Source organism: Alterinioella sp. B-7, from assembly GCF_056857775.1.
The window spans coordinates 64756-85711 of record NZ_JBSXNT010000025.1; the positions used below are offsets into that span (position 1 = coordinate 64756).

Genomic DNA, 20956 nt, shown 5'->3' on the forward strand with positions numbered 1-20956 from the left:
TATGGGTCGCCGGAGCGTGCCCGACCCCATACCAGATATGGTGGAGGGTCAGGGGCATCCTGTAAAGGATAATTTTACCTGTGACAGGGGGGAACGGGCCGCCGATGCGACCTATCCACAAGTAATTTCAGGCATGTGGATGGCTTTACGCGCCGGATCAGGTGCCGCCGCCGCCCCTGGGCAATCTGCGGGTGCGGGCAAGGCTGGTGGTCAGGGGTTCGACATCCTGGTCATCCTCGTCGCGCCGCCGCTTCGCCCTGCGGGCCAGCCATTGAAGCAGGCCGATCAGGCATGCCAGGCTGGCGACCAGAAGCAGGAGATTGACGGGGAGGCTGAAACCGAACATGGGTGGCGATCCGGGGTAATGAATTGATTGTGCTCTGCGGCACGCCCCCGTTTGTGACAGATCAAAACTGCGGAATGGGGGCCGAAATCTGACGATTCAGGGACCGATTTCCCGACCCCGGAAACAATCGGTTGAGGGAACCCTTGCCGGGCTCAGCCCTGACCGTCCGATTCCAGCGCCGCGATCCGGGCCTTGAGCGCCTCGTTTTCCTCGCGCGCCTTCTGGGCCATGGCGCGCACGGCGTCGAACTCCTCCCGCGTGACGAAATCGCGGTCCGCGAGCCAGCGGTCCATGGCCGACTTGATCGCGGTCTCGGCCTCGTCCTTGGCCCCTTGCGCCACGCCCATCGCGTTGGTCATCAGCTGGCCGATATCTTCCATGATCTTGTTGCGGGTCTGCATCTTGCGTGCCTCCTGGTGGCTTGGGCTTTCATATGGCCCTTCCGGGCCGGGGCATCAAGGTTGACTTCGCCGCAGGGCATGGGCCATCCAAGCCGTAATCGTTCCCAAGGAAGGTTTCCCATGCTCCCCGCAGCGCTCCCCTTTCCGCCCATTGATCCGGTGATCTTCTCGCTCGACCTGGGCTTCATGATGTTCGAGCTGCGCTGGTATGCGCTGGCCTATATCGCGGGGCTGATCCTCGGCTGGCGGGTGATCGTGCGGGCGGTGAAGCGGCCCGAGCTGTGGCCAGGTGACACCGCGCCGATGACGCCCGCGCAGGTCGAAAACCTGCTGACATGGGTGATCCTGGGCGTGATCCTGGGCGGGCGGCTTGGCTACGTGATCTTCTACCAGCCTGCCTATTACTGGCAAAACCCTGCCGAGATCGTGCAGATCTGGCAGGGCGGCATGTCGTTTCATGGCGGGTTCCTCGGGGTCATGGTGGCGGGGCTCATGTTCTGCCGCCTCAACCGGCTGCCGGTGTTGCAGGTGCATGACGCGATGGCGATGGTCACGCCTTTCGGTCTGTTCTTTGGCCGGGTGGCGAATTTCATCAATGCCGAGCTGTGGGGGCGGCCCACCGATGCGCCCTGGGGCGTGGTGTTTCCGGGACTTGCGGCGCAGGATTGCGAAGGGCCGGTGGGGATCGTCGAAATGGCCGGTCAACTGGTCTGCGCGCGCCATCCCTCGCAGCTTTACGAGGCGGCCCTGGAGGGGCTGATCCTGGGCGCGCTTCTGCTGTGGCTGGCATGGGCCCGCGGGGCGCTGAAACGGCCGGGGCTTATCCTGGGGCTGTTCATCGCGGGATACGGCCTCGCGCGGTTCATCGTGGAGTTCTTCCGGCAGGCAGACGACCTCTTCATCAGCGCGGAAAACCCGATGGGCTATGTCGTGCAGATGGGCGATATGGGGCTGAGCATGGGGCAGATCCTGTCGCTGCCGATGATCGTTGCCGGGCTGTTCATCATGGTGTTGGTGCCCAGGCGCGCGCGATGACGGCGCTGCACGGCGCGCTTGTCGCCCGGATCGCGCGGACCGGGCCGATCAGCGTGGCGGATTACATGACCGAATGCCTGCTGCACCCCACGCATGGCTACTACACCACCCGCGATCCGCTTGGGGCCGCGGGCGATTTCACCACCGCGCCGGAGATCTCCCAGATGTTCGGCGAGATGATCGGCCTGTGGCTGGCGCAGGTCTGGATGGATCAGGGCGCGCCGGGGGAATTCGCGCTGGTCGAGCTTGGGCCGGGGCGCGGCACTCTGATGGCCGACGCGCTGCGGGCAACCGCGCGCGTGCCGGGGTTTCACGCGGGCCTACGGCTGCACCTGGTCGAGGCCTCGCCCGCCCTGCGCGCGCGGCAGGAAGCGGCATTGCAGGGCCATGAGGTCACGTTCCACGACCATCCCGCAAGCCTGCCTGACCTGCCCACCTACCTGATCGCCAACGAGTTTTTCGACACCCTGCCCATCCGCCAGTTCCAGCGGGCCAAGACCGGCTGGCATGAGCGCATGATCGGCGTGGTCGACGGGCAGCTTGCCTGGGGCCTGGCCCCCGAGGCGCCGGTAGAGGCCCTGGCGGATCGGGTTGCGGGCACGCACGAGGGACAAATCGTGGAATGGAACGCCTCCGCGCAGGCGCTGGCCGCCGATATCGGGAACCGGATCGAGGCGCTTGGCGGCGCGGCGCTGATCCTCGATTATGGCGATGAGGTCAGCATCGGAGACACGTTGCAGGCGGTGCGGGGCCATGCCCCTGTCGATGCGCTGGCCAGCCCCGGCGCGACCGACCTGACCGCGCATGTGGCATTCGGGCCGCTGGCCTCGGCCAGCCGCGCGCGGGCCTCACGCCTCACGCCGCAGGGGGTGTTCCTGGAGCGGCTCGGCATCACCGCGCGGGCCGAGGCGCTGGCGGCGAAGCTGCAAGGCGCGGCGCTTGACAGCCATATCGCGGCACACAGACGGTTGACGCATCCCTCGGAAATGGGAACGCTCTTCAAAGTGCTGGCGTTGACCCCGACGCACTGCCCCGCACCTCCGGGATTGGAGCCCGCCTAAGCGATGACCGCGACACCGCAGCTTGAATGTCTGACCTCCGACCTCCTGAAAGGGGTGCGGCACGGGTTCTTCACGCGGGCCGGGGGGGCGTCCTCGGGCATCTTCCGGGGCCTCAATTGCGGCCAGGGATCCTCGGATCAATCCGCCGTGGTCGACATGAACCGCGCCCGCGTTGCGCATGCGATGGAAGTGCCTGTCGAGCGGCTGGTTACCGTCCACCAGACCCATAGTGACCGGGCCGTCGCGGTCGGTGACACCCAACCCCTGCCCCGCCCCGAGGCCGACGGCATCGTCAGCGCCACGCCCGGCACCGCCATCGCCATCCTGACCGCCGATTGCCAGCCGGTGCTGCTGGCCGACACGAAGGCGGGCGTGATCGGGGCCGCCCATGCCGGGTGGCGCGGGGCGCTTGACGGGATCCTGGAAAGCACGCTTGCGGAAATGGAGGCGCTCGGGGCCACGCGGGGGGATATCCACGCCGCGATCGGCCCCTCGATCAGCCAGCGCGCCTATGAGGTCGGGCCGGAGTTCATCGAGCCCTTCCTGGACGAGGCCCCCGAGAACGCGCGTTTCTTCGTGAATGGCGCGGGCGACCGGTATCTGTTCGATCTGCCGGGCTATGGCCTGTCACGGCTGCGCGCGGCGGGGGTGGGCGATGCGGAATGGACCGGCCATTGCACCTATTCGGACGAGGCGCGGTTCTATTCCTACCGCCGCGCCACACATCGCGGCGAGGTCGATTACGGGCGGCTGATCTCGGCGATTCGTCTCTGACAGATTGGGCAACCTCGCCAGATTCGGGCCGCACCTGCCCGCGAATGGGGCAAGGCTTGGGCGCCTCCCGCCCCATTCGCGCCGATTTTCGCCCATGGCAGGCACCCATCCGCCAATTTTCACTGGCCCCGCCCCGCCACATTCCCGCCCCGAGGTTTTTGCACAAAACTGCCGCCCATGCCGCAACGGGGCCCGAGTTGCCCGCCAGAGTGTCCTCAACCCGGAAAAACCGGACAGGCATCGCCCGAAACGGGCCAGAGACAAGGACAACGGACAATGACAAAACGGCGCTGGATGGAAAAGGTTCTGCAAGAGAGCAAGAAGGACCAGATCGAAATGCCCTGGGCCCGCGCAAAGCGCAATCGCGCCCGTCAGGCGGCAAAAGCCAAGCGGTTCGGGTAAGTCGGCGGCAGACGGCAGACCCAATGAAAAGGCGGCCTTTGGGGGCCGCTTTTTTTCTTGTCCTGATCTCAGAGCGTCACCGGTTGTTCGAGCGCGTCGATAAGCGGGGCCAGTTCCTCCTCATACCGTTTCCACGCCGCGACCGAGGCGCGGTAGATCGGCTGGCGCACCTGCGAAAAGCTGAGCGTGGCGACATCGCGGCGGGCATTCTGCGGCGCAAGACAGGCGTCCTGCCAGTCCAGACCGGCAGCCGCGACCAGTGCGCGGATATGCGGCTCGGGCTCGGCGGTCAGGGCCTCGTAATCCACCACATGCACCCGGTCGGGCATCTCGGCCTGCCAGAATTTGACGAAGGCATCATGCTGGCGGATGAAGCGCCCGATATCGGCCAGGTCGGTCGAATAGAGGTGGCTGCCCGGCGGGAACATGTTGCGGTAGATCGACAGGCCCACATCACGGGGGTCGCGTTTCAGGATCAGGAAGCGCGCATTGGGCAGGGCCTGCGCGATCAGGCCGATCCGGGCATAGGTCGAGATCGCCTTGTCGGTGAAGATACCGTCTGTGCCGACGCGGCGGCGGGCGGCCTGAAGGTAGCGTTGCGCGCCGGGGATCATCAGGTCGGGCAGGCGGTCGGGCGCGGTGTTGGCGGCCTCGATGAAGGGGGCCAGCGCGCGCGAGAGATAGGGCAACTCGCCCCCCGCCGTCACCCGGTCATGGGCCGCGAGGATGGTTTCCACCAGCGTGGTGCCGGAGCGCGCCATGCCGGTGACGAAGATCGGGGCGTCTTTCGGGGCGTCAGTCGCGGGCGTCCGGCCCTTGAGCCCGCGATAGGCGTCGAGGATCGCCTGCACATGGGTGCGCTCATTCTCGAAGCGGTAGGGAAACTCCTGCTTCATCAGCCGGTTGGCGCGATGCAGATGGGGGAAGACGTCGCTATAATGCCCCAGATCCTCCTGCGCCTTGGCCATCGCGAAGGCCAGGGTGCGGCGCGAGGCGATGGGCAGGGCGGCGTCGCCCATCCGCGCCTCAAGGATCGGCAGGATCGGGTCGTCCTCGGCCAGTTTGGCGCCGCCGACATAGGAGCGGATCGCCTCGGCCCCGTCGGGCGAGATTTCCGCCGCGCGCAGCAGCATCGCCTGCCCCTCCTCCAGTGCGCCGGTGGTTTGCAGAAGCTGGCCGCGCAGGGTCAGGGCCGGAACGCTGTCGGGGGATTTTTCCAGAACCTCGGCGGTGATTTTCAGCGCGGGGCCGGTATCACCCTCGTTCAGCATGGCATTGGCCAATTGCAACAGGTTGGTGCGCGTGGCCCCCGAGGCGATGGCCTTGCGGGCCACCTTCAGGGCGTCTTGCGGGCGGCGCAGGGCCACCAGCGCCTGCGCATGTTCGCCCGCCAGGCGCGGATCGCGCGGCGCGGCTTTCACGGCACGCGCCAGCACCTCCTCGGCCTCGGCATCGCGGCAGGTTTCATGCATCAGATGCGCCCAGGGGACAGAGACATCCGCGCCGAGCCCGCGCGCCTTCTCCAACGCCGCCTCGCTGCGCGAAAGCTGGCCCAGTTTCAACAGAACCTCACCGAGCAGGACATGCGCCATCGGGCTGGTGGGATCGCGCTCGGTGGCCTTCTCCAGCGCCGGCAAGGCAAAGCTCCACTTCTTCTGCGCCGCGCGGGCGGCGCCCAGGGCCAGGGCGGGATGGGCGGCATCGGGGTAGCGGCGCACGAGGTCGAGCGCGTCGGCCTCGGCCCCCGCCGCCTGCGAGGGCCCGCGCGCGATGCGGGCGATGAGCGCGCTGATATCGGGCTCGCCCGACAGCGGGACACCGGCGCGGGCGGCCTCGGCATGCAGCTTCTTCAGCTTGCCGCCCGTGAGGATCCCGGCCAGGGCCGCCCAGATCGCGGGTTCCTTCGGGCGCAGCTTCAGCGCCTTGCGCAACGCGGTTTCGGCCTTGGCCATGTCGCCCTGCGCGGCGTGGATGCGGCCGATCTGGAATTGTGCCTCGGCCAGGTCGGGGCGCACGGCCAGAACCTGCCGGAACTGCGCCAGCGCTGCGTCGAACTGCCCCGCCTTCTGCGCCGCCAGTCCCTGTTGAAAGGCGGCTTTCAGCCGGGCGGGATCATTGGGCAGCATCGCGCCTAGCCCTCCTTCGCCAGCCGGTCTTCCAACACGTCGAAGGGCACGCCGGGGTCGTCCTTGGCGGGCCGGATGACCAGCGAGGTGCGCACCGAGGCGACATTCGCCGCCGCCGTCAGGTGTTCGGTCAGGAAGCTCTGGAAACTGGAGAGGTCGGGCGCGACGCATTTCAGAATGAAGTCGATCTCGCCGTTCAGCATGTGACATTCGCGCACCAGGGGCCAGGCGCGGCACAGATTCTCGAAGGCCACCAGATCGGCCTCGGCCTGGCTGTGCAGCCCGACCATGGCGAAGACCTGCACCTCGAAGCCTAACAGGCGCGGGTCGACATCGGCGTGATAGCCGCGGATATAGCCCTGCTCCTCCAGCGTGCGGACCCGGCGCAGGCAGGGCGGCGCGGAAATGCCCACCCGGCTGGCAAGCTCCACGTTGGTCATGCGGCCATCGCCCTGCAACTGGGCCAGGATCATGCGGTCGGTCTGGTCGAGCTTGGTCCCGGGCATGGGCGGCGGCCCTCCTTCACTAGGGGTTCATTAATTTTCCTGCCGCGCGCCACGTGTCGCGCGCAAGAATATTTCGCACTCGCGCAACATATGAAATGGAACGGGGCAGATTGCAAGCCTCGCAATGGCCCCCCTTTCCTTGCCCCCCTCACATCTCTATATCGCCGGGACGTAGCAATTTTCCATTCTGCCGAGGTCTGCCCGACATGTCCGACACCCGCCACACCCGCGTCCTGATCATCGGCTCCGGCCCTGCGGGCTACACCGCCGCCGTCTATGCCAGCCGCGCGATGCTGGAGCCCGTGCTGGTGCAGGGGATCGAGCCGGGTGGCCAGTTGACCACCACCACAGAGGTCGAGAACTGGCCCGGCGACACCGAGGTGCAGGGGCCCGACCTGATGGTGCGGATGGAGGCCCATGCCAAGGCGATGGGTTGCGAGATCATCGGCGATATCATCACCTCGCTGGATGTGGCGGGCCGCCCATTCACGGCGAAGGGCGACAGCGGCACGACCTATACCGCCGACGCGGTCATCCTGGCCACCGGCGCGCGGGCCAAGTGGCTTGGGCTGCCGTCCGAAGAGGCGTTCAAGGGCTTCGGCGTCTCGGCCTGCGCCACCTGCGACGGGTTCTTCTATCGTGGCCAGGAGATCGTGGTGATCGGCGGTGGCAACACGGCGGTGGAAGAGGCGCTGTTCCTGACCAATTTCGCCTCGAAGGTGACGCTGGTGCATCGCCGCGATGAGTTGCGCGCCGAAAAGATCCTGCAAAACCGGCTGTTCAAACACCCCAAGATCGAGACGCTCTGGCATCACGTGCTGGAGGAGGTCGTCGGCAGCGACAACCCCAAGGGCGTCGAGGGCGTGCGTGTGAAACATGTCGAGACCGGCGAGATCAGCGAGATCCCCTGCAAGGGCGTCTTCATTGCCATCGGCCACGCGCCGGCCAATGAATTGGTGAAGGACACGCTGGAAATGCACAATGGCGGCTATGTGAAGGTGGAAGCCGGCTCCACCCGCACCTCGGTCCCCGGCGTCTTCGCCGCGGGCGACCTGACCGATCACATCTACCGCCAGGCCGTGACCAGCGCCGGGATGGGCTGCATGGCGGCGCTGGATGCAGAGAAATTCCTGGCCGAGCAGGAGGATGAACTGGTGGCCGAGGCCGGGGCCTATGCCGCGCCGCTGGATGACCCGACCGAAGCGCCGAGCGAAACGGCGGAGTAAACCGCTTCAGCCAACCAGGCTTCAGCCCCCGCGCAGGTCCGGCCCGCGCGGGGGTTTCCTGTTGCGTCGGCGACACGCTGCGTGGAAATCTGGAAGATTTGAAATTCCCCCTTTTCTGCACCTGCATCCTGTGACATGTGTTCACCCGTGAACACACTTGGCCGAGACGCCCGATGACGACCGAAACCGCCCCCGCCCTGCCGGAAGACGATCAGCTCTTCCTGCTCCTGCGCCAGCTTGATGCCGCGCCGGACGCGTCGCAGCGCGCAACGGCGCAGGCGCTTGGCGTCTCGCTCGGGCGGCTCAATGCGCAGTTGCGCGCGGTCACGGCGGCGGGGCTGGTGCGCATCGGCGACCGGCCCGGCCCCGACAAGCGCCAGCGCTACGCCTATGCGCTGACCCCGCGCGGGGCGGCCGTGAAATCCCGCCTCACCGATCAATTCCTGGCCCGAAAACGCGCCGAATATCACGCCCTGCACGCCGAACTGACCGGCGTTTCCAGCGGACCCAATTCCCTTCCGAAAAGGACCACGACCATGCAGACCCAACACGCCCCCATCCCGGAGCTCTATGTCTCCTACGATTCGGCCCAGAAGCTGAAACTGGAGGCCGGTGACCTGACCTCCTGGGATCTGACGCCGCGCCAAACCTGCGATATCGAGCTGTTGATGAATGGCGGCTTCAACCCGCTCAAGGGGTTCATGACCGAGGAAGATTACAACGGCGTCGTGGAAAACATGCGCATGGCCGATGGGTCGCTCTGGCCGATGCCGATCACGCTGGACGTGTCCGAGGAGTTCGCCAAAAGGGTCGAGCCCGGCCAGGACATCGCGTTGCGCGATCAGGAAGGCGTGATCCTGGCGATCCTGTCGATCTCGGACAAATGGGTGCCGAACAAGGCGCGCGAGGCCGAGATGGTGTTCGGGGCAGACGACATCGCACATCCGTCGGTGAACTACCTGCACAACGTGGCCGGTCCGGTTTACCTGGGCGGTGCCATCACCGGCATCACGCCCCCCACGCATTACGATTTCCGCGCCCGCCGCGACACGCCGAACGAGCTGCGCGCCTATTTCCGCAAGCTTGGCTGGCGCAAGATCGTCGCCTTCCAGACCCGCAATCCCCTGCACCGCGCGCATCAGGAACTGACCTTCCGTGCCGCCAAGGAGGCGCAGGCCAACCTGCTGATCCACCCCGTTGTCGGCATGACCAAGCCGGGCGACGTCGATCACTTCACCCGCGTGCGCTGCTACGAGGCGGTGCTGGACAAATACCCGGCGGCGACCACGACGATGAGCCTTCTGAACCTTGCCATGCGCATGGCCGGCCCGCGTGAGGCGGTGTGGCACGCGCTCATTCGCAAGAACCACGGCTGCACCCATTTCATCGTCGGGCGCGACCATGCCGGCCCCGGCAAGAACAGCCAGGGCGTCGATTTCTATGGTCCTTACGACGCGCAGGACCTGGTGCGTGAGCATGAGGCCGAGATCGGCATCGAGATGGTCGATTTCAAGCACATGGTCTATGTCCAGGAACGCGCCCAGTATGAGCCCGCCGACGAGATCGAGGAAGGCGTCACCGTCCTCAATATCTCGGGCACCGAACTGCGCCGTCGGCTGGCCGAGGGGCTGGAGATCCCCGATTGGTTCTCGTTCCCCGAAGTGGTCAAGGAGCTGCGCCGCACCCGCCCGCCGCGGTCCAACCAGGGCTTTACCGTGTTCTTCACCGGCCTCTCCGGGTCCGGCAAGTCGACCATCGCCAACGCGATGATGGTCAAGCTGATGGAACAGGGCGGGCGCCCCGTGACGCTGCTGGACGGTGACGTCGTGCGCAAGCATCTGTCGAGCGAGCTTGGCTTCTCGAAGGAGCACCGCGACATCAACATCCGCCGCATCGGCTATGTCGCCTCCGAGATCACAAAGAATGGCGGCATTGCGATTTGCGCACCGATTGCGCCCTATACCGCAACCCGGCGCGCCGTGCGCGAGATGATCGAGGAATTTGGCGCCTTCATCGAAGTGCATGTCGCGACCTCCCTGGAGGAATGCGAACGCCGCGACCGCAAGGGCCTCTACAAGCTGGCGCGCGAGGGCAAGATCAAGGAATTCACCGGCATCTCGGACCCCTATGAGGAGCCGACCAATGCCGAACTGGTGGTCGATACCGAAGGCACCGACGTGGATTACTGCGCGCAACAGGTGCTGCTGAAGCTCGAATCGATGGGGCTGATCACCGCCTGATCCGGGCGTGATACGCGAATGAACTGGCCGGGCGCGCGACACCCTCGCGCCCGGCCGATGCGTTTTTGTGGTGCAGAATTGCATCGCCTGGGCGCGCGCGGGGGCGTCGGCGGGCGGGCAAGCGATTGACTGCCCCTGATTGACGCTGCGTAAGCATGAGCTTCGCCGCAAAGGAAAATATCCCGCTTCACACGTCATACGATAGCCGGGATTTGACCTTCGCGCCACGCGTGTAGGGGCAAACAGCCGATTGCCGCGCGTCCGGGTTCCGAATCACGCCGTCTTGAAAACCGCGCGGATCGGGAGAACGCTGATCCCCGGGACAGACATCCAAGGGACAGACGCCATGAAACGGATCCTCAGAACAGCCGCGGGCCTGATCATTTCCGCGACACTTGCAACCGGCGCGGCCGGGCAGAGCCTGCCCTTCAGCTTCGGGGGGCCGAGCAGCCTGGCGCGGGGGCCGGACCGGGTCACGCTTGGCTTCGGGATCCCGTTTCCCGATGACAGCCGCACCGTGCAAAGCTTCGGCAACCCCGAGGATATCATCATTGGCAACGGCCTGGGGCTGCTTCTGGCGCTGACCTGGCTCAGCACTGGGGGGGGCACCTCCTCGGCCTATTCCTCGGCCCCGGTCCTGACCTATTCCTTCGGGGTCGAGCATGAGAATAACGGCGTCGAGGCGTTCCGGCAGGCCAGCGGCGCGGTGTTTCCGACCAGTGGCTCCTCGACCTTCACCGGCGTCTTCGTGGGCTTCGGCTTCGAGACCCCGATCGGCGGCGGCTATTCCAGCAGTTCCATCGCGGTGCCCACCTTCGGCGCGGCGTTGAATTTGGGATATGGATGGGCCGATGTGGACGGGTTCGGCGGCGGTTTCCAGGCCGATGGCAGCGGGATCTATGGCCGGGCCGATGCCTATATGGCGATCCCGCTGGCAGGCGGCATGATGCTGAGCCCCGGCATTTCCTATCGTCTGTTCGATTACGGCGAGATCGAGGATGACGGTTTCCAGGCCTTCCTGCGGCTGACCATCCCGCTGTGATCACGCGCCCCTGCTACGCGCCCGCATATCCGTGGGCGTGCAATCGTAGCGGCGGCGGAAGGCGCGGTTGAAATACGAGATGTCGTTGAAGCCCGCGGCGTAGGCCAGTTGGCTGACCGGGACGCCCTCGCGGCGCGGGTCGGTCAGGTCGGCGCGCACCGAGGCCAGCCGCGCCGCCATCACAAGATCCGACAGGCTGACCCCGCGCGCGGCCAGCAACTTGCGGATATGCCCCGGTGAAAGCCCAAGCGCGCGCGAGACCTGCGCCATCCCAAAGCCCGGATCGCGGTGGCCGCGCGCGATGCTCGCGTCGATCGCGGCCAGATGCGCCGCGCGCGCCCCGCCCTCCTGCGCCAGCACCCAGGCATCGCGATTGGCCCCGATGGCCATGGCGGCAAGGTCCAGCAGGTGATCGCGCGCCAGCCGCCCGAGCGCCGGGTCGGCCCCGCCCGGTGCCTCGAACAGCAGCCGCGCATAGCCCACCAGCAGTTGCAGCGCCCCGCTGCCCCCCGGCAGCACGGTCATCCGCAACCGGTCCGCATCCGCGAGCTTCGCGCCAAGGACCGCCTGCGGCAGGCTCAGCGTCAGGAAATGACCGGCCTCGGACCAGGTGCAGCCGGGATCGTCCGACCGCCGCACCAGCGCATCGCCGGGGCCAAGCGTCGCCTCCTGCCCCGCCTGGTCGACCTGCAATCGCCCGGTCAGCGGCACCAGCATCAAGATGTCATCGTTGCAATCGGCGATCATCCGGCGCGAGCGTTCACAACGCACCGCCGACATGGTGCCGAGCCCTGCCGAGGCCGTGTCCAGCAACTGGAAACTGGCGTCATAGCGCAGCGGATCGTCCTGCAGCGGCGCGATGTCGAGATGCACGAACTTGCGCCCGAATTCCTCGCGCCAGATGGCCAGCCGGTCGGCCTCGGGCAGGGCCGCTGCCGAAAACCTCATGCTGGTCGGAGGCGGCACATCTTCCACGACAAACCCTCCCGCGCCGGGACAGCGCGGGAGGATTTGGCCAAATTATCGGACCATCTGTCAATTCTTCATGAAAAACACCGGCTGTATGATGTGCCGGGGCCAGCTCCGATTGCGGCCCCGCGCGCCGGATCTTGTCAGCGCCCGATGCGCCCGCAAAATGCGCTGTCGGACGCGGTTGTCTCGTAGACATCGGGCATCAGGCGGCAGGTGCCCGGCATCTCGCCCGCCGCGAAACCGTGCGGGCGATAGGTCCAGGCGACGCAATCGGTATTGGCCTGACAGGCGGCGATGCAGTCCTCGGTGGTCAGCGCATCGTCGGGCGCGGGCAGCATGACGGTGACGGCGGACATGAAACACATCTCATGGTCGTCCTGCGCCAGCGCCACGCCCGGTGCCGCGATCAGCGCGGCCAGGAGCAGGCCCCGCATCACTCCGATCCGACGGTGCCGCAATATTCGCGGTCATGGGGCTGCGCGTCCGATGCCGCGCCATAGAGCCCGCATTCGCCCGGACCTCCAGTCGGGTTGAAATTGTGGGGGATGTAATACCACGAGGAGCAGCCTTCGGTCTCGGTGCATAACGCCTCGCAGGCGCCGGGGCCGACAAGCTCATAGCTTTGTGCGATCCGGCCTTCGTTGCTCTGCCACTGGCAGTTCTCATAATCCTGCGCGGCGGCGGGCAGGGCCAGCGCCGTCAGGACGGCGGCGGCAAGGGCATGGCGGAATGTCATTTGAATAATCCTTCGGGAACAGAGGGAACATTGCCCCGAAGGCTAGGCGCGCCTGGCGCCGCTGTCTTGGACCGGGCGCGCCCGCGGCTTGTCGCAGGCGCGCATCTGCCGGATCAGTGGACGCTGACCGGCTTCATGTCGTTTTGCCGCGCGACGGTGAAGGCCAGCTTGCGGTCGCGCACCAGCGCCAGTTGCTCGCCATTCTCGTTGCCGATGGCGTAAAGCTCGGACAGGCCCGCGCCCTGCGCCTGCGCGCGAATATCCTCGGGCAGGTCATCGACCTCGACCTTGCGAATATAGACGATGGGCCGCTGGCCCGGTTTCGCGATGGGTCTAAGCTCATCCATTGGAAGGCCCTCCGCTGTTGATCTGAATGGTCTGGATCACGTTCTCGGGAACCGACCGTTTCAGGTCGATATGCAGGAGGCCATGCTCCAATGCCGCCCCGGCCACATCGACCCCTTCGGCCAGCACGAAGCTGCGCTGGAACTGCCGCGCCGCTATGCCGCGGTGCAGGAAGACCCGGTCTTCCGCGTCGTCGCGGCTGCGACCCCGGACGACCAGTTGCCGATCCTCGACCGTGATACTCAGGTCGCCTTCGGCAAAGCCTGCCACGGCCAGCGTGATCCGGTAGGTATTCTCGTCTTTTTGTTCAATATTATAAGGGGGGTAGCCATCATTGCCGGATTTGGCAGTGCGTTCTACCAGCCGCTCCAGCTGGTCAAACCCCAACAGGAAGGGGTGCGATCCCAGGGTCAGTTTCGTCATCGGGCACATCCTTTGCTAAGCGATCTGCGTGCTGCGGCCCCGTTTCGGCGGCCTCTGGGTCATGATATGGGGGCGCAAAGGGGGCGCTGCAAGGCTCCGGGCGCTTTGCCATGCAGGGCAAATCCGCTATCCTCCGGGCTCGCGACCTGCCCGACTCAACCCCCAGGGGGCCTGCCCGACAGATGACCACACCCGCCGATATGAGCCATGAGGACGTGCTGCGCGTCAAACTGCGCGTCTTGATGCGCGAACATCGCGACCTCGATGATGCCATCGCGGCGCTGGAGGACAACCGGCGGCCCGATCAGCTGACGCTGAGGCGGCTGAAAAAGCAGAAGCTGGCGCTGAAGGACCGGATCGCGCGCATCGAGGATGAACTGACCCCGGACATCATTGCGTAACCGCCTGCCATGGCTATAGTGCGCGCTTCTTTATGACGGGCCAGCAAGGGGTTGCATCGCATGGACAGGGTAGAGGTCGGCATCATCATGGGCAGCCAGTCCGACTGGGCCACCATGCGCGAGGCCGCCGATGTGCTGGCGGAACTGGACGTGGCGTTCGAGGCGCGCATCGTCTCGGCGCATCGCACGCCGGACCGGCTTTGGGACTACGGCAAGGGCGCGGTCGGGCGCGGTCTGAAGGTGATCATCGCGGGCGCGGGCGGGGCGGCGCATCTGCCTGGCATGATGGCCTCCAAGACGCGGCTGCCGGTGATCGGCGTGCCGGTGCGGACGCAGGCGCTCTCGGGTGTCGACAGCCTCTATTCCATCTTGCAGATGCCGCGCGGCTACCCGGTGGCGACCATGGCGATCGGGGCGGCGGGCGCGAAGAATGCGGGGCTGATGGCGGCGGGCATCCTGGCGCTTGGCGATCCCGCGCTGGCGCAACGGCTGGATGATTGGCGCGCCGCCCTCTCCGCCTCGATCCCCGAGGAGCCCCGCGATGACTGACCCCCTGCCCTCCGGCAAGACCGACACACCGCTTGCCTCCGGCAAGACCATCGGCATCCTCGGCGGCGGGCAGCTTGGCCGGATGCTCTCGGTCGCCGCGTCCCGGCTCGGCTACAAGACGCATATCTATGAACCGGGTGCCTCGCCCGCGGGCGATGTCGCGGCTGAGGTCACGCAAGCGGGATACGACGATCTCGACGCGCTCCGCCGCTTCGCCGATGCGGTCGACCTCATCAGTTTCGAATTCGAGAACATCCCCGCCGACGCGCTGGATGTGCTCTCGGCGGCGAAACCGCTCTATCCCTCGCGCGTGGCGCTGGAGACCAGCCAGGACCGGCTGACCGAAAAGACCTTCCTGGCCGATCTGGGCCTTGCCACCGCGCCCTTCGCGCCCGTGGACAGTGCCGCGGATCTCGACGCCGCCCTTGCCCGCATCGGCACGCCCGCGATCCTGAAAACCCGCCGCTTCGGCTATGACGGCAAGGGGCAGGCCCGGATCATGACGCCCGAGGATGCCGACCGGGCGCTGGCCAGCCTCAATGGCGCACCCGCGATCCTGGAAGGCTTTGTCGACTTCTCGATGGAGATCTCCGTGATCGCCGCGCGTGGGCGCGACGGCGCGATCGCCTGCTACGATCCCGGCCAGAACGTCCACAAGGACGGCATTCTCGCCACCACCACCGTGCCCGCGACGATCCCCGCCAGCCTGCGCACCGATGCCGTCCTGCTGGCCGCGCGGATCCTGACCGCGCTGGACTATGTCGGCGTGATGGGGGTGGAGCTCTTCGTGACGCCCTCGGGCCTCATCGTCAACGAGATTGCGCCGCGCGTGCATAATTCCGGCCACTGGACCCAGGCGGGATGCGCCGTCGATCAGTTCGAGCAGCACATCCGCGCCATCGCGGGCTGGCCCCTGGGCGACGGCGCGCGGCACGCCAATGTGGTGATGGAGAACCTGATCGGCGAAGATGTCGCCCGCGCCGCACAGGCCGCCGCCACCCCGGGCACCCAGGTCCATCTCTACGGCAAATCCGAGATCCGCGCGGGCCGCAAGATGGGCCACCTGAACCGCGTCACCGGCCCCGCTACCTGACACGAACCTTCCCCATCTTCTTGGTCCAAATACTCAATTCCGCTGCCACCACCAGCGCCCACGCCCAACCCGGAAAACCGACCTCCCGCCTTTCCCATGGCAATGCGGCGCGGCGAGGGCTCCCGCCAGGGGGCCCGAGCCGCGCCGCCCGCGCCCGCCCGTCAGGGCGACAGCACCTCGATATGGTCCAGCAGGGTCGGCTCGGGGTTGAAGGCGCCCGTCTGAAGGAAGGTCAGCACCTCCAGCACCACGGTCGGGTTGTTCATCATGAAGGTATGGCTGACCGGCAGCGCCAGGAAATCCGACATCCCCGCCACCTGCGTGCTCTCGACCGAAACCTTGCCGTCATCCGCGCCCTCGATCAGGGCCGAGGTGATCGGGTTCAGCGTCACGTAGCCCGCGATCACGCCCAGTTCGAAATCGACCGGCGGCAGGCTGCTGATCAGGCTGTCGGTGCCGGTGGTCAGCTCCAGTCCGGCGGGCCCGTGGATCCACTCGAACGGCTCGAACGTGCCCAACCGGTCGACCAGTTCCGAGCCCTGGTTGGGCGGCGCCAGCATGACGACGCGGCCCAGGTTCTCGGGCCGGTCTTGCTGCACCCAATAGCGCAGCAGGATGCCGCCCATCGAATGGGTCACGAAATGGGTCGGCTGGTCGCCGCATTCCTCCAGCGCGGGGATTATCGCCTGCGGGGCCAACTCCTCGATCGGCGCGCGGGTCGAGGGGTAGTCGCGGTTGACCACCTGGTAGCCTTCGCGCTCCAGCACCTCCTCCAGTACCCAGAGCGACATGGAACTGCGCGCCAGGCCGTGCAGCAGGATGACGCAATCGGCCCGCGCGGAGCCGGGCAGGATCACGGCCGCGATGAGGGCCAGCACGGGGGGCAGTCGGCGTGTCATGCCGTCGCATCTAGGGCTTTTGCACCCCCCCGCCAAGCCCCGGCTTGCATCCGGCGCGTGCGGGGTGCAGCATCCCGCCCATGCCCTGCCCCCGCCTTGCCGCCCGCGGCCTCCTCCTGATCGACGACTGCCTGCTTCTGGTCAATGCCTGGCCGGGGCATCGCGGCGGCCTTTGGTGTGCACCCGGCGGCGGGGTGGATCGGGGCAGGTCCCTGCCCGAGAACCTGGCGCGCGAGTTTCACGAGGAAACCGGCCTGACCGTATCGGTCGGCGACCCCTGCCTGATCAACGAGTTTCACGATCCGAAAAGCTCGTTCCACCAGGTCGATCTCTATTTCCGCTGCACATTGCTTGCGGGCCGGATCGACGACAGCTGGCGCGACCCGGAGGGCGTGGTGACGCATCGCAGGCTGTTCTCGCGGGCTGAAATGGCGGGGCTGAAAGCCAAGCCCGACAGCCTTGCCGCAGCCGCCTGGGGGCAAGGCATCCTCTACGATCCGCTGGAGCCGATCCTGCGCTGACGCGGCCAGAGGCCAAGCGCGATGCCCCCCAGAACCACCGCGCCCGCGCCGAGTGTGCGCAGGCTGGCGGGCTCGGCCAGCAGAACCGCGCCGCCCAGGACCGCGATCACCGGCACCGAGAGCTGCACCAGCCCCGCCACCGCCGCCTGCAACCGCGGCAGCACGTGATACCAGAGCGCGTAGCCAAGCCCGGATGTGACCGCGCCCGAGAGGACCGCCAGCGCAATCCCCGCGCCCGTCATCGGCACGCCGTCGATCTGCGCGGGCAGCAGCATCGGGACCACGGCACAGATGGGCACCGCCCAGAGGAAACTCGCCGCCGTCGCGCTCAGCGGGTCCGCGGACTTCCGCCCGGCCAGCGAATAAAGCCCCCATCCGACCCCCGCCAGCGCCATCGCGCCCGCGCCCACCCATGGCACCTGAAGGCTGCCCGCAGGCCAGAGCAGCCAGGCCAGACCTGCAAAGGCCACGCCCGCCCCGGTCCAGCGCAGGGGCGTTACCCGCTCTCCGCCGATCACGGCGCCCGCGAACATCGTGATCTGAACCAGGCCGAACAGGATCAACGCCCCGATCCCGGCATCGAGATGCACATAGGCGATGGAGAACCCGATCAGGTAGAGGCTCAGCGACAGCGCGCCCACACCCCGACCGCGCGCCAGCATCGGCAGGGCGCGGTGCTGCGCCACGGCCAGCAGGACCAGTATCAGCGCGCCGGACACGACCCGCACCAGCGCGAAGCCCATCGGGTCGATCAGCTCTGCCCCCACGGCCAGCCGGTTGAGGATGGAATTGGCCGCAAAGGCCAGCATGGTAAGCGCGGTCAGCAGCGCCAGGCGGGGGCCGCTCATGCCAGCACCCGGCTCAGGATCGGGCCCGCCAGATAGGTGACGGCGCCGCCCGCCATGGTCATCTGGACGCGGCTCAGACCGGGGTCCAGCACGACAAGATCGGCGCGCTTGCCGGGCGACAGCACGCCCCGGTCGGTCAGCCCCAACAGGCGCGCGGGGGCTTGGGAGACCAGCGGCCAAGCCCGTTCCAGCGGCCAGCCCTCGGCCACCAACCTGCGCGCGGCCCCCAGAGGCGCGGGGTAGTGGTAATCCGAGGCCAGCGCGGTGCAGGCCCCGGCGTCGAGCAATTCGCGCGCGGGCAGGCGTTTGTCGTGGCTGCCGCCGCGCACGACATTGGGCGCCCCCATGACGATGGGATCGCCCGCGTCCCGCGCCGCGTCGGCGGCCTCGCGCGTGGTGGGAAACTCGGCAATGCGCGCGCCAAGCCCGCGCCAGGTCTCGCGCGCCGCTGCCGTTGCATCGTCATGGCTGCCCAGGATCACGCCTTGCGATTGCATCCCGGCGCAGAGGGCGGGCAGACGGGCGCGGGCCGTGCCCATCCCGTCATGCAAAGCCTGCAACAGTGCCTGATGCGCGGCAGGCGAGCGGCCCGATTTCAGCGCCTGCCCCTCCAGGCGCGGCACGCGCTTGCCCGCGGCCAGTTGGCGATGCGGCAGGTGATCGTTGAAGACGACATGGCCGATGCGGTTGGCCGCGACGAAATCCAGCACCGCGTCGAACTCCTCATGCAGGCCGATCTCAAGCCGCAACTGCACCCGCAGGTCGGCCCGCGCGTCGTGGTCGCGCAGCGCCGCGACGAGGGCGCGCGCGAAATCGGGGCTGCGCATCCCGCCCTCCCAACTCCAGAACTGGGCCAGCATCGCGGTGGTGATGCCGTTGGCGGCCAGCTCGGCCTCGACCGCCTGCAAGCCCTGCCCCATATCGGTCGCCGCGCCGCGTCGGGGGGCCATGTGATGTTCGAACCCGTCGCCATGCGGATCGACGATGCCGGGCAGGATGAGAAAGCCCGAGAGGTCGATCTCGCGGCCCGCGCGGCCCGGAGCGGGAGCGATCTGGCCCTTGACGACGCAGAGCGGGGCCGCGCCAAGGCCATCCGGCGTCAGCACGCGGGCATTGGTGAAGGTCAGGGGCGGCAGCGTCATGGGGCAAAGCAGTGCCGAAAGCGGCGCCGAAAGGAAAGCCCCATGACGGCAGAAAATCACGCCAGACGCCCCCGCAGGTCTGTGCGGGGGCGTCGGCTCAGGGGGGGCAGGTTTGCCGGGATCACTCGGCGGCTGGCATCGCCGGTTCGCCGCCGAAATGCTGCCAGAACTCGTCGCGGGCATTGCTGCGCGGGAAGTCACCCGCAGGCGTCGCCACGCCAAGGAACCGGCAGAGCGGTTCCCAGCCATCGGCGGGCGTGAAGACCAGCAGGCGGTCGGCGGGGATGACCTCGCGCACTTTTGCATTGTTGCGCCGGTACGCCTTGATCGAGCTTTCGCGGTCGAGCCCGCCGAACACGTCCTTGATCAAGAGCTTGTCCATGGTCTCGAAAATCGCCGCGATGGGGGGCGGCAGGGGCATGGTTTCACGCAGGGCGAAGAACTTGCCGATAGTCTTGGAGTAACTCGCCCACCACTCCTCCTCCGGGCGCTCGGTGTGGATCACCTTGGCGTCGGGGAAGGCGATGGAAAGCTGGTGCCAGACGGCGGCACCGGGGAAATCGACCTGCGAGCTGTAGCCCGCGAAGACGTCGGCCCAATCGACCTCGCGACCCTCTGCCAGCGCATCCCAATGCGGCGGCTGGTCGGGGTTGGCCATCACTTCGGTCATGTGGTGACAGGGGCCGAAGCCCAGTTGCTCAAGTGCGATTTTCGTCGACATCGTGCCGGTGCGGCCAAAGCCGGAGCCAATAATTTGCAGTCCCATGGCATGGGTCCTTTCAGGAAGGTTTCGGAAATAGATTGTGCGGTGAGGGCAGCTTGCGCGAAGATGGGGTGGCGCTCAAACGAAAGGTTTTCAGCGGTCATGAAGGAAATTCAGCTTCACCGGATCGACTTGAATTTGCTCGTGGTTTTCGAGGCGCTGATGAGCGAGGGCAGCGTTGCCGGCGCGGCGCAGGTGCTTGGAAAGACGCCCTCGGCGGTCAGCCACGCGCTGGCGCGGCTGCGCGAGCAACTGGACGATCCCGTGTTGGTGAAGGTCGGCGGGCAGATGCTGGCCAGCCCCTTCGCCGTCGCGCTGATCGAGGATGTGCGCCCGATCCTGCGCGGCATCAGGCGTGTTCTTGCGCCGCCCGAGCCCTTTGATCCGGCGACCAGCGATCGGGTGTTCCGCATCGCCTGCCCGATCTCGGGGCGGGTGCTGTCGGAGGTCATGAACACGCTTCACGCGGCCGCGCCGAAGGCCAAGCTCGAATGGCTGTCGGCCCCGCGCGCGGTCTATGCCGCCGTTGCCGAGGGGCTGGTCGACCTGGCCCACCTGGCGGGCGAGACACGGTTGCCCGATGGCCTCGAGGAGGTCGAGGTTCCAAGCTTCATCTGGACCAGCTTCGTGCGGGCGGGGCATCCGGCACTGGCCCATTGGGGGCCGGAGGCGTGGTCGACTTACCCCCATGTGCAGGTGGCGATCGCCAATGACGCGCCGAGCCCTTTCGACACGCGCAGTGCGACGCCCGCGCCCGACCGGCGCATCGGGGCGCTGATTTCCGAGTTCTCCAGCGTCGGGCCGCTTCTGGCCAATAGCGACATGATCGGCACGTTTCCCCGCATCCAGATGGCCTGGGACATGCAGAGATATGGCCTTGTTCCGCTGGTCCCGCAGATCGACCTGCCGCCGTTCCGGACAAGGTTCTTCTGGTCCTCGCGGCTGGCCAGTGATCCGGCCTCGGTCTGGATCAGGAAGATCGTGATCGAGGCCTACAGTGCGCTGAACGACGAGGCCGGGCGACTGGTGGAGCCGAGGCTGGTCGCCGCGGAACGGTGAGGAAAGAAAAAGGGGCCACCGATTGGCAGCCCCTTCCTCTGAATAA

Annotated in this window: 24 protein-coding genes; 11 read left to right on the forward strand and 13 right to left on the reverse strand. The window is 67.1% G+C overall.

Translation table 11 applies throughout. From position 1 onward, the window contains the following. Positions 1–157 precede the first annotated feature (157 nt). Entirely contained in the window at positions 158–346 is a 189-nt protein-coding gene (locus tag AC13C7_RS06210; RefSeq protein WP_172319797.1) for a hypothetical protein, read from the reverse strand. Between the two features lie 152 nt (positions 347–498). Then, a complete protein-coding gene (locus AC13C7_RS06215) occupies positions 499–747 on the reverse strand; it encodes an accessory factor UbiK family protein (RefSeq protein WP_172319796.1) in 249 nt (82 codons plus the stop codon). 120 nt (positions 748–867) lie between these two features. On the opposite strand from AC13C7_RS06215, the gene lgt reads away from it, so the two are divergent. The 3 genes from lgt to pgeF are packed head-to-tail and all read left to right on the forward strand — an operon-like array spanning position 868 to position 3617. Next, positions 868–1782 carry a prolipoprotein diacylglyceryl transferase gene (gene lgt / locus AC13C7_RS06220; protein ID WP_482866921.1) on the forward strand — a complete coding sequence of 305 codons (915 nt, stop codon included), beginning with the start codon at positions 868–870 and terminating at the stop codon, positions 1780–1782. Then, positions 1779–2843, forward strand: coding sequence for a class I SAM-dependent methyltransferase (locus AC13C7_RS06225; protein WP_482866922.1), 1065 nt, complete (start codon positions 1779–1781; stop codon positions 2841–2843). Before lgt ends, AC13C7_RS06225 begins: the two co-directional genes overlap by 4 nt. 3 nt (positions 2844–2846) lie before the next feature. Next, entirely contained in the window at positions 2847–3617 is a 771-nt protein-coding gene (gene pgeF / locus AC13C7_RS06230) for a peptidoglycan editing factor PgeF (RefSeq protein WP_446122184.1), read from the forward strand. Positions 3618–4087: 470 nt separating this feature from the next. On the opposite strand, the gene AC13C7_RS06235 is transcribed toward pgeF, so the two are convergent. Continuing rightward, the gene (locus tag AC13C7_RS06235) at positions 4088–6145 is read right to left on the reverse strand and encodes a tetratricopeptide repeat-containing sulfotransferase family protein (RefSeq protein ID WP_482866923.1); all 2058 of its coding nucleotides are present in this window, start codon (positions 6143–6145) and stop codon (positions 4088–4090) included. Between the two features lie 5 nt (positions 6146–6150). Further along, positions 6151–6651, reverse strand: a complete 501-nt coding sequence (locus tag AC13C7_RS06240) for an Lrp/AsnC family transcriptional regulator (RefSeq protein ID WP_172319791.1) — start codon at positions 6649–6651, stop codon at positions 6151–6153. A gap of 206 nt (positions 6652–6857) precedes the next feature. On the opposite strand from AC13C7_RS06240, the gene trxB reads away from it, so the two are divergent. The 3 genes from trxB (at position 6858) to AC13C7_RS06255 (ending at position 11159) form a co-directional block, all read left to right on the forward strand. Beyond that, the gene (trxB, locus tag AC13C7_RS06245; protein WP_482866924.1) at positions 6858–7877 is read left to right on the forward strand and encodes a thioredoxin-disulfide reductase; all 1020 of its coding nucleotides are present in this window, start codon (positions 6858–6860) and stop codon (positions 7875–7877) included. A gap of 173 nt (positions 7878–8050) precedes the next feature. After that, entirely contained in the window at positions 8051–10117 is a 2067-nt protein-coding gene (locus AC13C7_RS06250; RefSeq protein WP_482866925.1) for a bifunctional sulfate adenylyltransferase/adenylylsulfate kinase, read from the forward strand. A gap of 346 nt (positions 10118–10463) precedes the next feature. Then, on the forward strand, positions 10464–11159 hold the full coding sequence (locus AC13C7_RS06255; protein ID WP_482866926.1) for a hypothetical protein: 696 nt from the start codon (positions 10464–10466) through the stop codon (positions 11157–11159). Here the strand turns inward: AC13C7_RS06255 and AC13C7_RS06260 are convergent, their stop codons facing one another. The 5 genes from AC13C7_RS06260 to AC13C7_RS06280 form a co-directional block, all read right to left on the reverse strand. Beyond that, positions 11160–12107 carry an AraC family transcriptional regulator gene (locus AC13C7_RS06260; protein ID WP_482866927.1) on the reverse strand — a complete coding sequence of 316 codons (948 nt, stop codon included), beginning with the start codon at positions 12105–12107 and terminating at the stop codon, positions 11160–11162. It abuts the gene before it with no gap. A gap of 164 nt (positions 12108–12271) precedes the next feature. Continuing rightward, complete coding sequence (locus AC13C7_RS06265; protein WP_172319784.1) at positions 12272–12565, reverse strand: PAN domain-containing protein; 294 nt, start codon at positions 12563–12565, stop codon at positions 12272–12274. Further along, positions 12565–12867 (reverse strand): hypothetical protein, encoded by a 303-nt coding sequence (locus AC13C7_RS06270; RefSeq protein ID WP_482866928.1) that lies wholly within the window; start codon positions 12865–12867, stop codon positions 12565–12567. Before AC13C7_RS06270 ends, AC13C7_RS06265 begins: the two co-directional genes overlap by 1 nt. Positions 12868–12980: 113 nt before the next feature. Continuing rightward, positions 12981–13214 carry a DUF1150 family protein gene (locus AC13C7_RS06275; RefSeq protein WP_172319782.1) on the reverse strand — a complete coding sequence of 78 codons (234 nt, stop codon included), beginning with the start codon at positions 13212–13214 and terminating at the stop codon, positions 12981–12983. Further along, the gene (locus tag AC13C7_RS06280) at positions 13207–13635 is read right to left on the reverse strand and encodes an Hsp20 family protein (protein ID WP_172319781.1); all 429 of its coding nucleotides are present in this window, start codon (positions 13633–13635) and stop codon (positions 13207–13209) included. The genes AC13C7_RS06275 and AC13C7_RS06280 overlap by 8 nt, the downstream gene beginning before the upstream one ends. Before the next feature lie 182 nt (positions 13636–13817). Between AC13C7_RS06280 and AC13C7_RS06285 the strand changes: the two genes are divergently transcribed. Genes AC13C7_RS06285 through AC13C7_RS06295 form a run of 3 tightly spaced genes read left to right on the forward strand, consistent with a single transcriptional unit; the run spans position 13818 to position 15678 of the window. Next, positions 13818–14036: a YdcH family protein gene (locus AC13C7_RS06285; RefSeq protein ID WP_172319780.1), complete on the forward strand. Its 219-nt coding sequence runs from the start codon at positions 13818–13820 to the stop codon at positions 14034–14036. Positions 14037–14096: 60 nt separating this feature from the next. After that, a complete protein-coding gene (purE, locus tag AC13C7_RS06290) occupies positions 14097–14585 on the forward strand; it encodes a 5-(carboxyamino)imidazole ribonucleotide mutase (protein WP_172319779.1) in 489 nt (162 codons plus the stop codon). Beyond that, complete coding sequence (locus AC13C7_RS06295; RefSeq protein ID WP_482866929.1) at positions 14578–15678, forward strand: 5-(carboxyamino)imidazole ribonucleotide synthase; 1101 nt, start codon at positions 14578–14580, stop codon at positions 15676–15678. Before purE ends, AC13C7_RS06295 begins: the two co-directional genes overlap by 8 nt. A 161-nt stretch (positions 15679–15839) precedes the next feature. Here the strand turns inward: AC13C7_RS06295 and AC13C7_RS06300 are convergent, their stop codons facing one another. After that, entirely contained in the window at positions 15840–16577 is a 738-nt protein-coding gene (locus AC13C7_RS06300; protein ID WP_172319777.1) for an esterase/lipase family protein, read from the reverse strand. 80 nt (positions 16578–16657) lie between these two features. Between AC13C7_RS06300 and AC13C7_RS06305 the strand changes: the two genes are divergently transcribed. Continuing rightward, positions 16658–17098 (forward strand): NUDIX domain-containing protein, encoded by a 441-nt coding sequence (locus AC13C7_RS06305; RefSeq protein WP_172319776.1) that lies wholly within the window; start codon positions 16658–16660, stop codon positions 17096–17098. On the opposite strand, the gene AC13C7_RS06310 is transcribed toward AC13C7_RS06305, so the two are convergent. From AC13C7_RS06310 to AC13C7_RS06320, 3 genes are all read right to left on the reverse strand, one after another. Further along, complete coding sequence (locus AC13C7_RS06310) at positions 17068–17946, reverse strand: DMT family transporter (protein ID WP_172319775.1); 879 nt, start codon at positions 17944–17946, stop codon at positions 17068–17070. The two genes, AC13C7_RS06305 and AC13C7_RS06310, sit on opposite strands and share 31 nt — an antisense overlap. Continuing rightward, positions 17943–19088 carry an alpha-D-ribose 1-methylphosphonate 5-triphosphate diphosphatase gene (locus tag AC13C7_RS06315; RefSeq protein ID WP_482866930.1) on the reverse strand — a complete coding sequence of 382 codons (1146 nt, stop codon included), beginning with the start codon at positions 19086–19088 and terminating at the stop codon, positions 17943–17945. Before AC13C7_RS06315 ends, AC13C7_RS06310 begins: the two co-directional genes overlap by 4 nt. 121 nt (positions 19089–19209) lie before the next feature. Further along, complete coding sequence (locus AC13C7_RS06320) at positions 19210–19854, reverse strand: sulfotransferase family protein (protein ID WP_172319773.1); 645 nt, start codon at positions 19852–19854, stop codon at positions 19210–19212. 99 nt (positions 19855–19953) lie between these two features. Between AC13C7_RS06320 and AC13C7_RS06325 the strand changes: the two genes are divergently transcribed. Continuing rightward, complete coding sequence (locus tag AC13C7_RS06325) at positions 19954–20910, forward strand: LysR family transcriptional regulator (RefSeq protein WP_482866931.1); 957 nt, start codon at positions 19954–19956, stop codon at positions 20908–20910. Positions 20911–20956 lie beyond the last annotated feature (46 nt).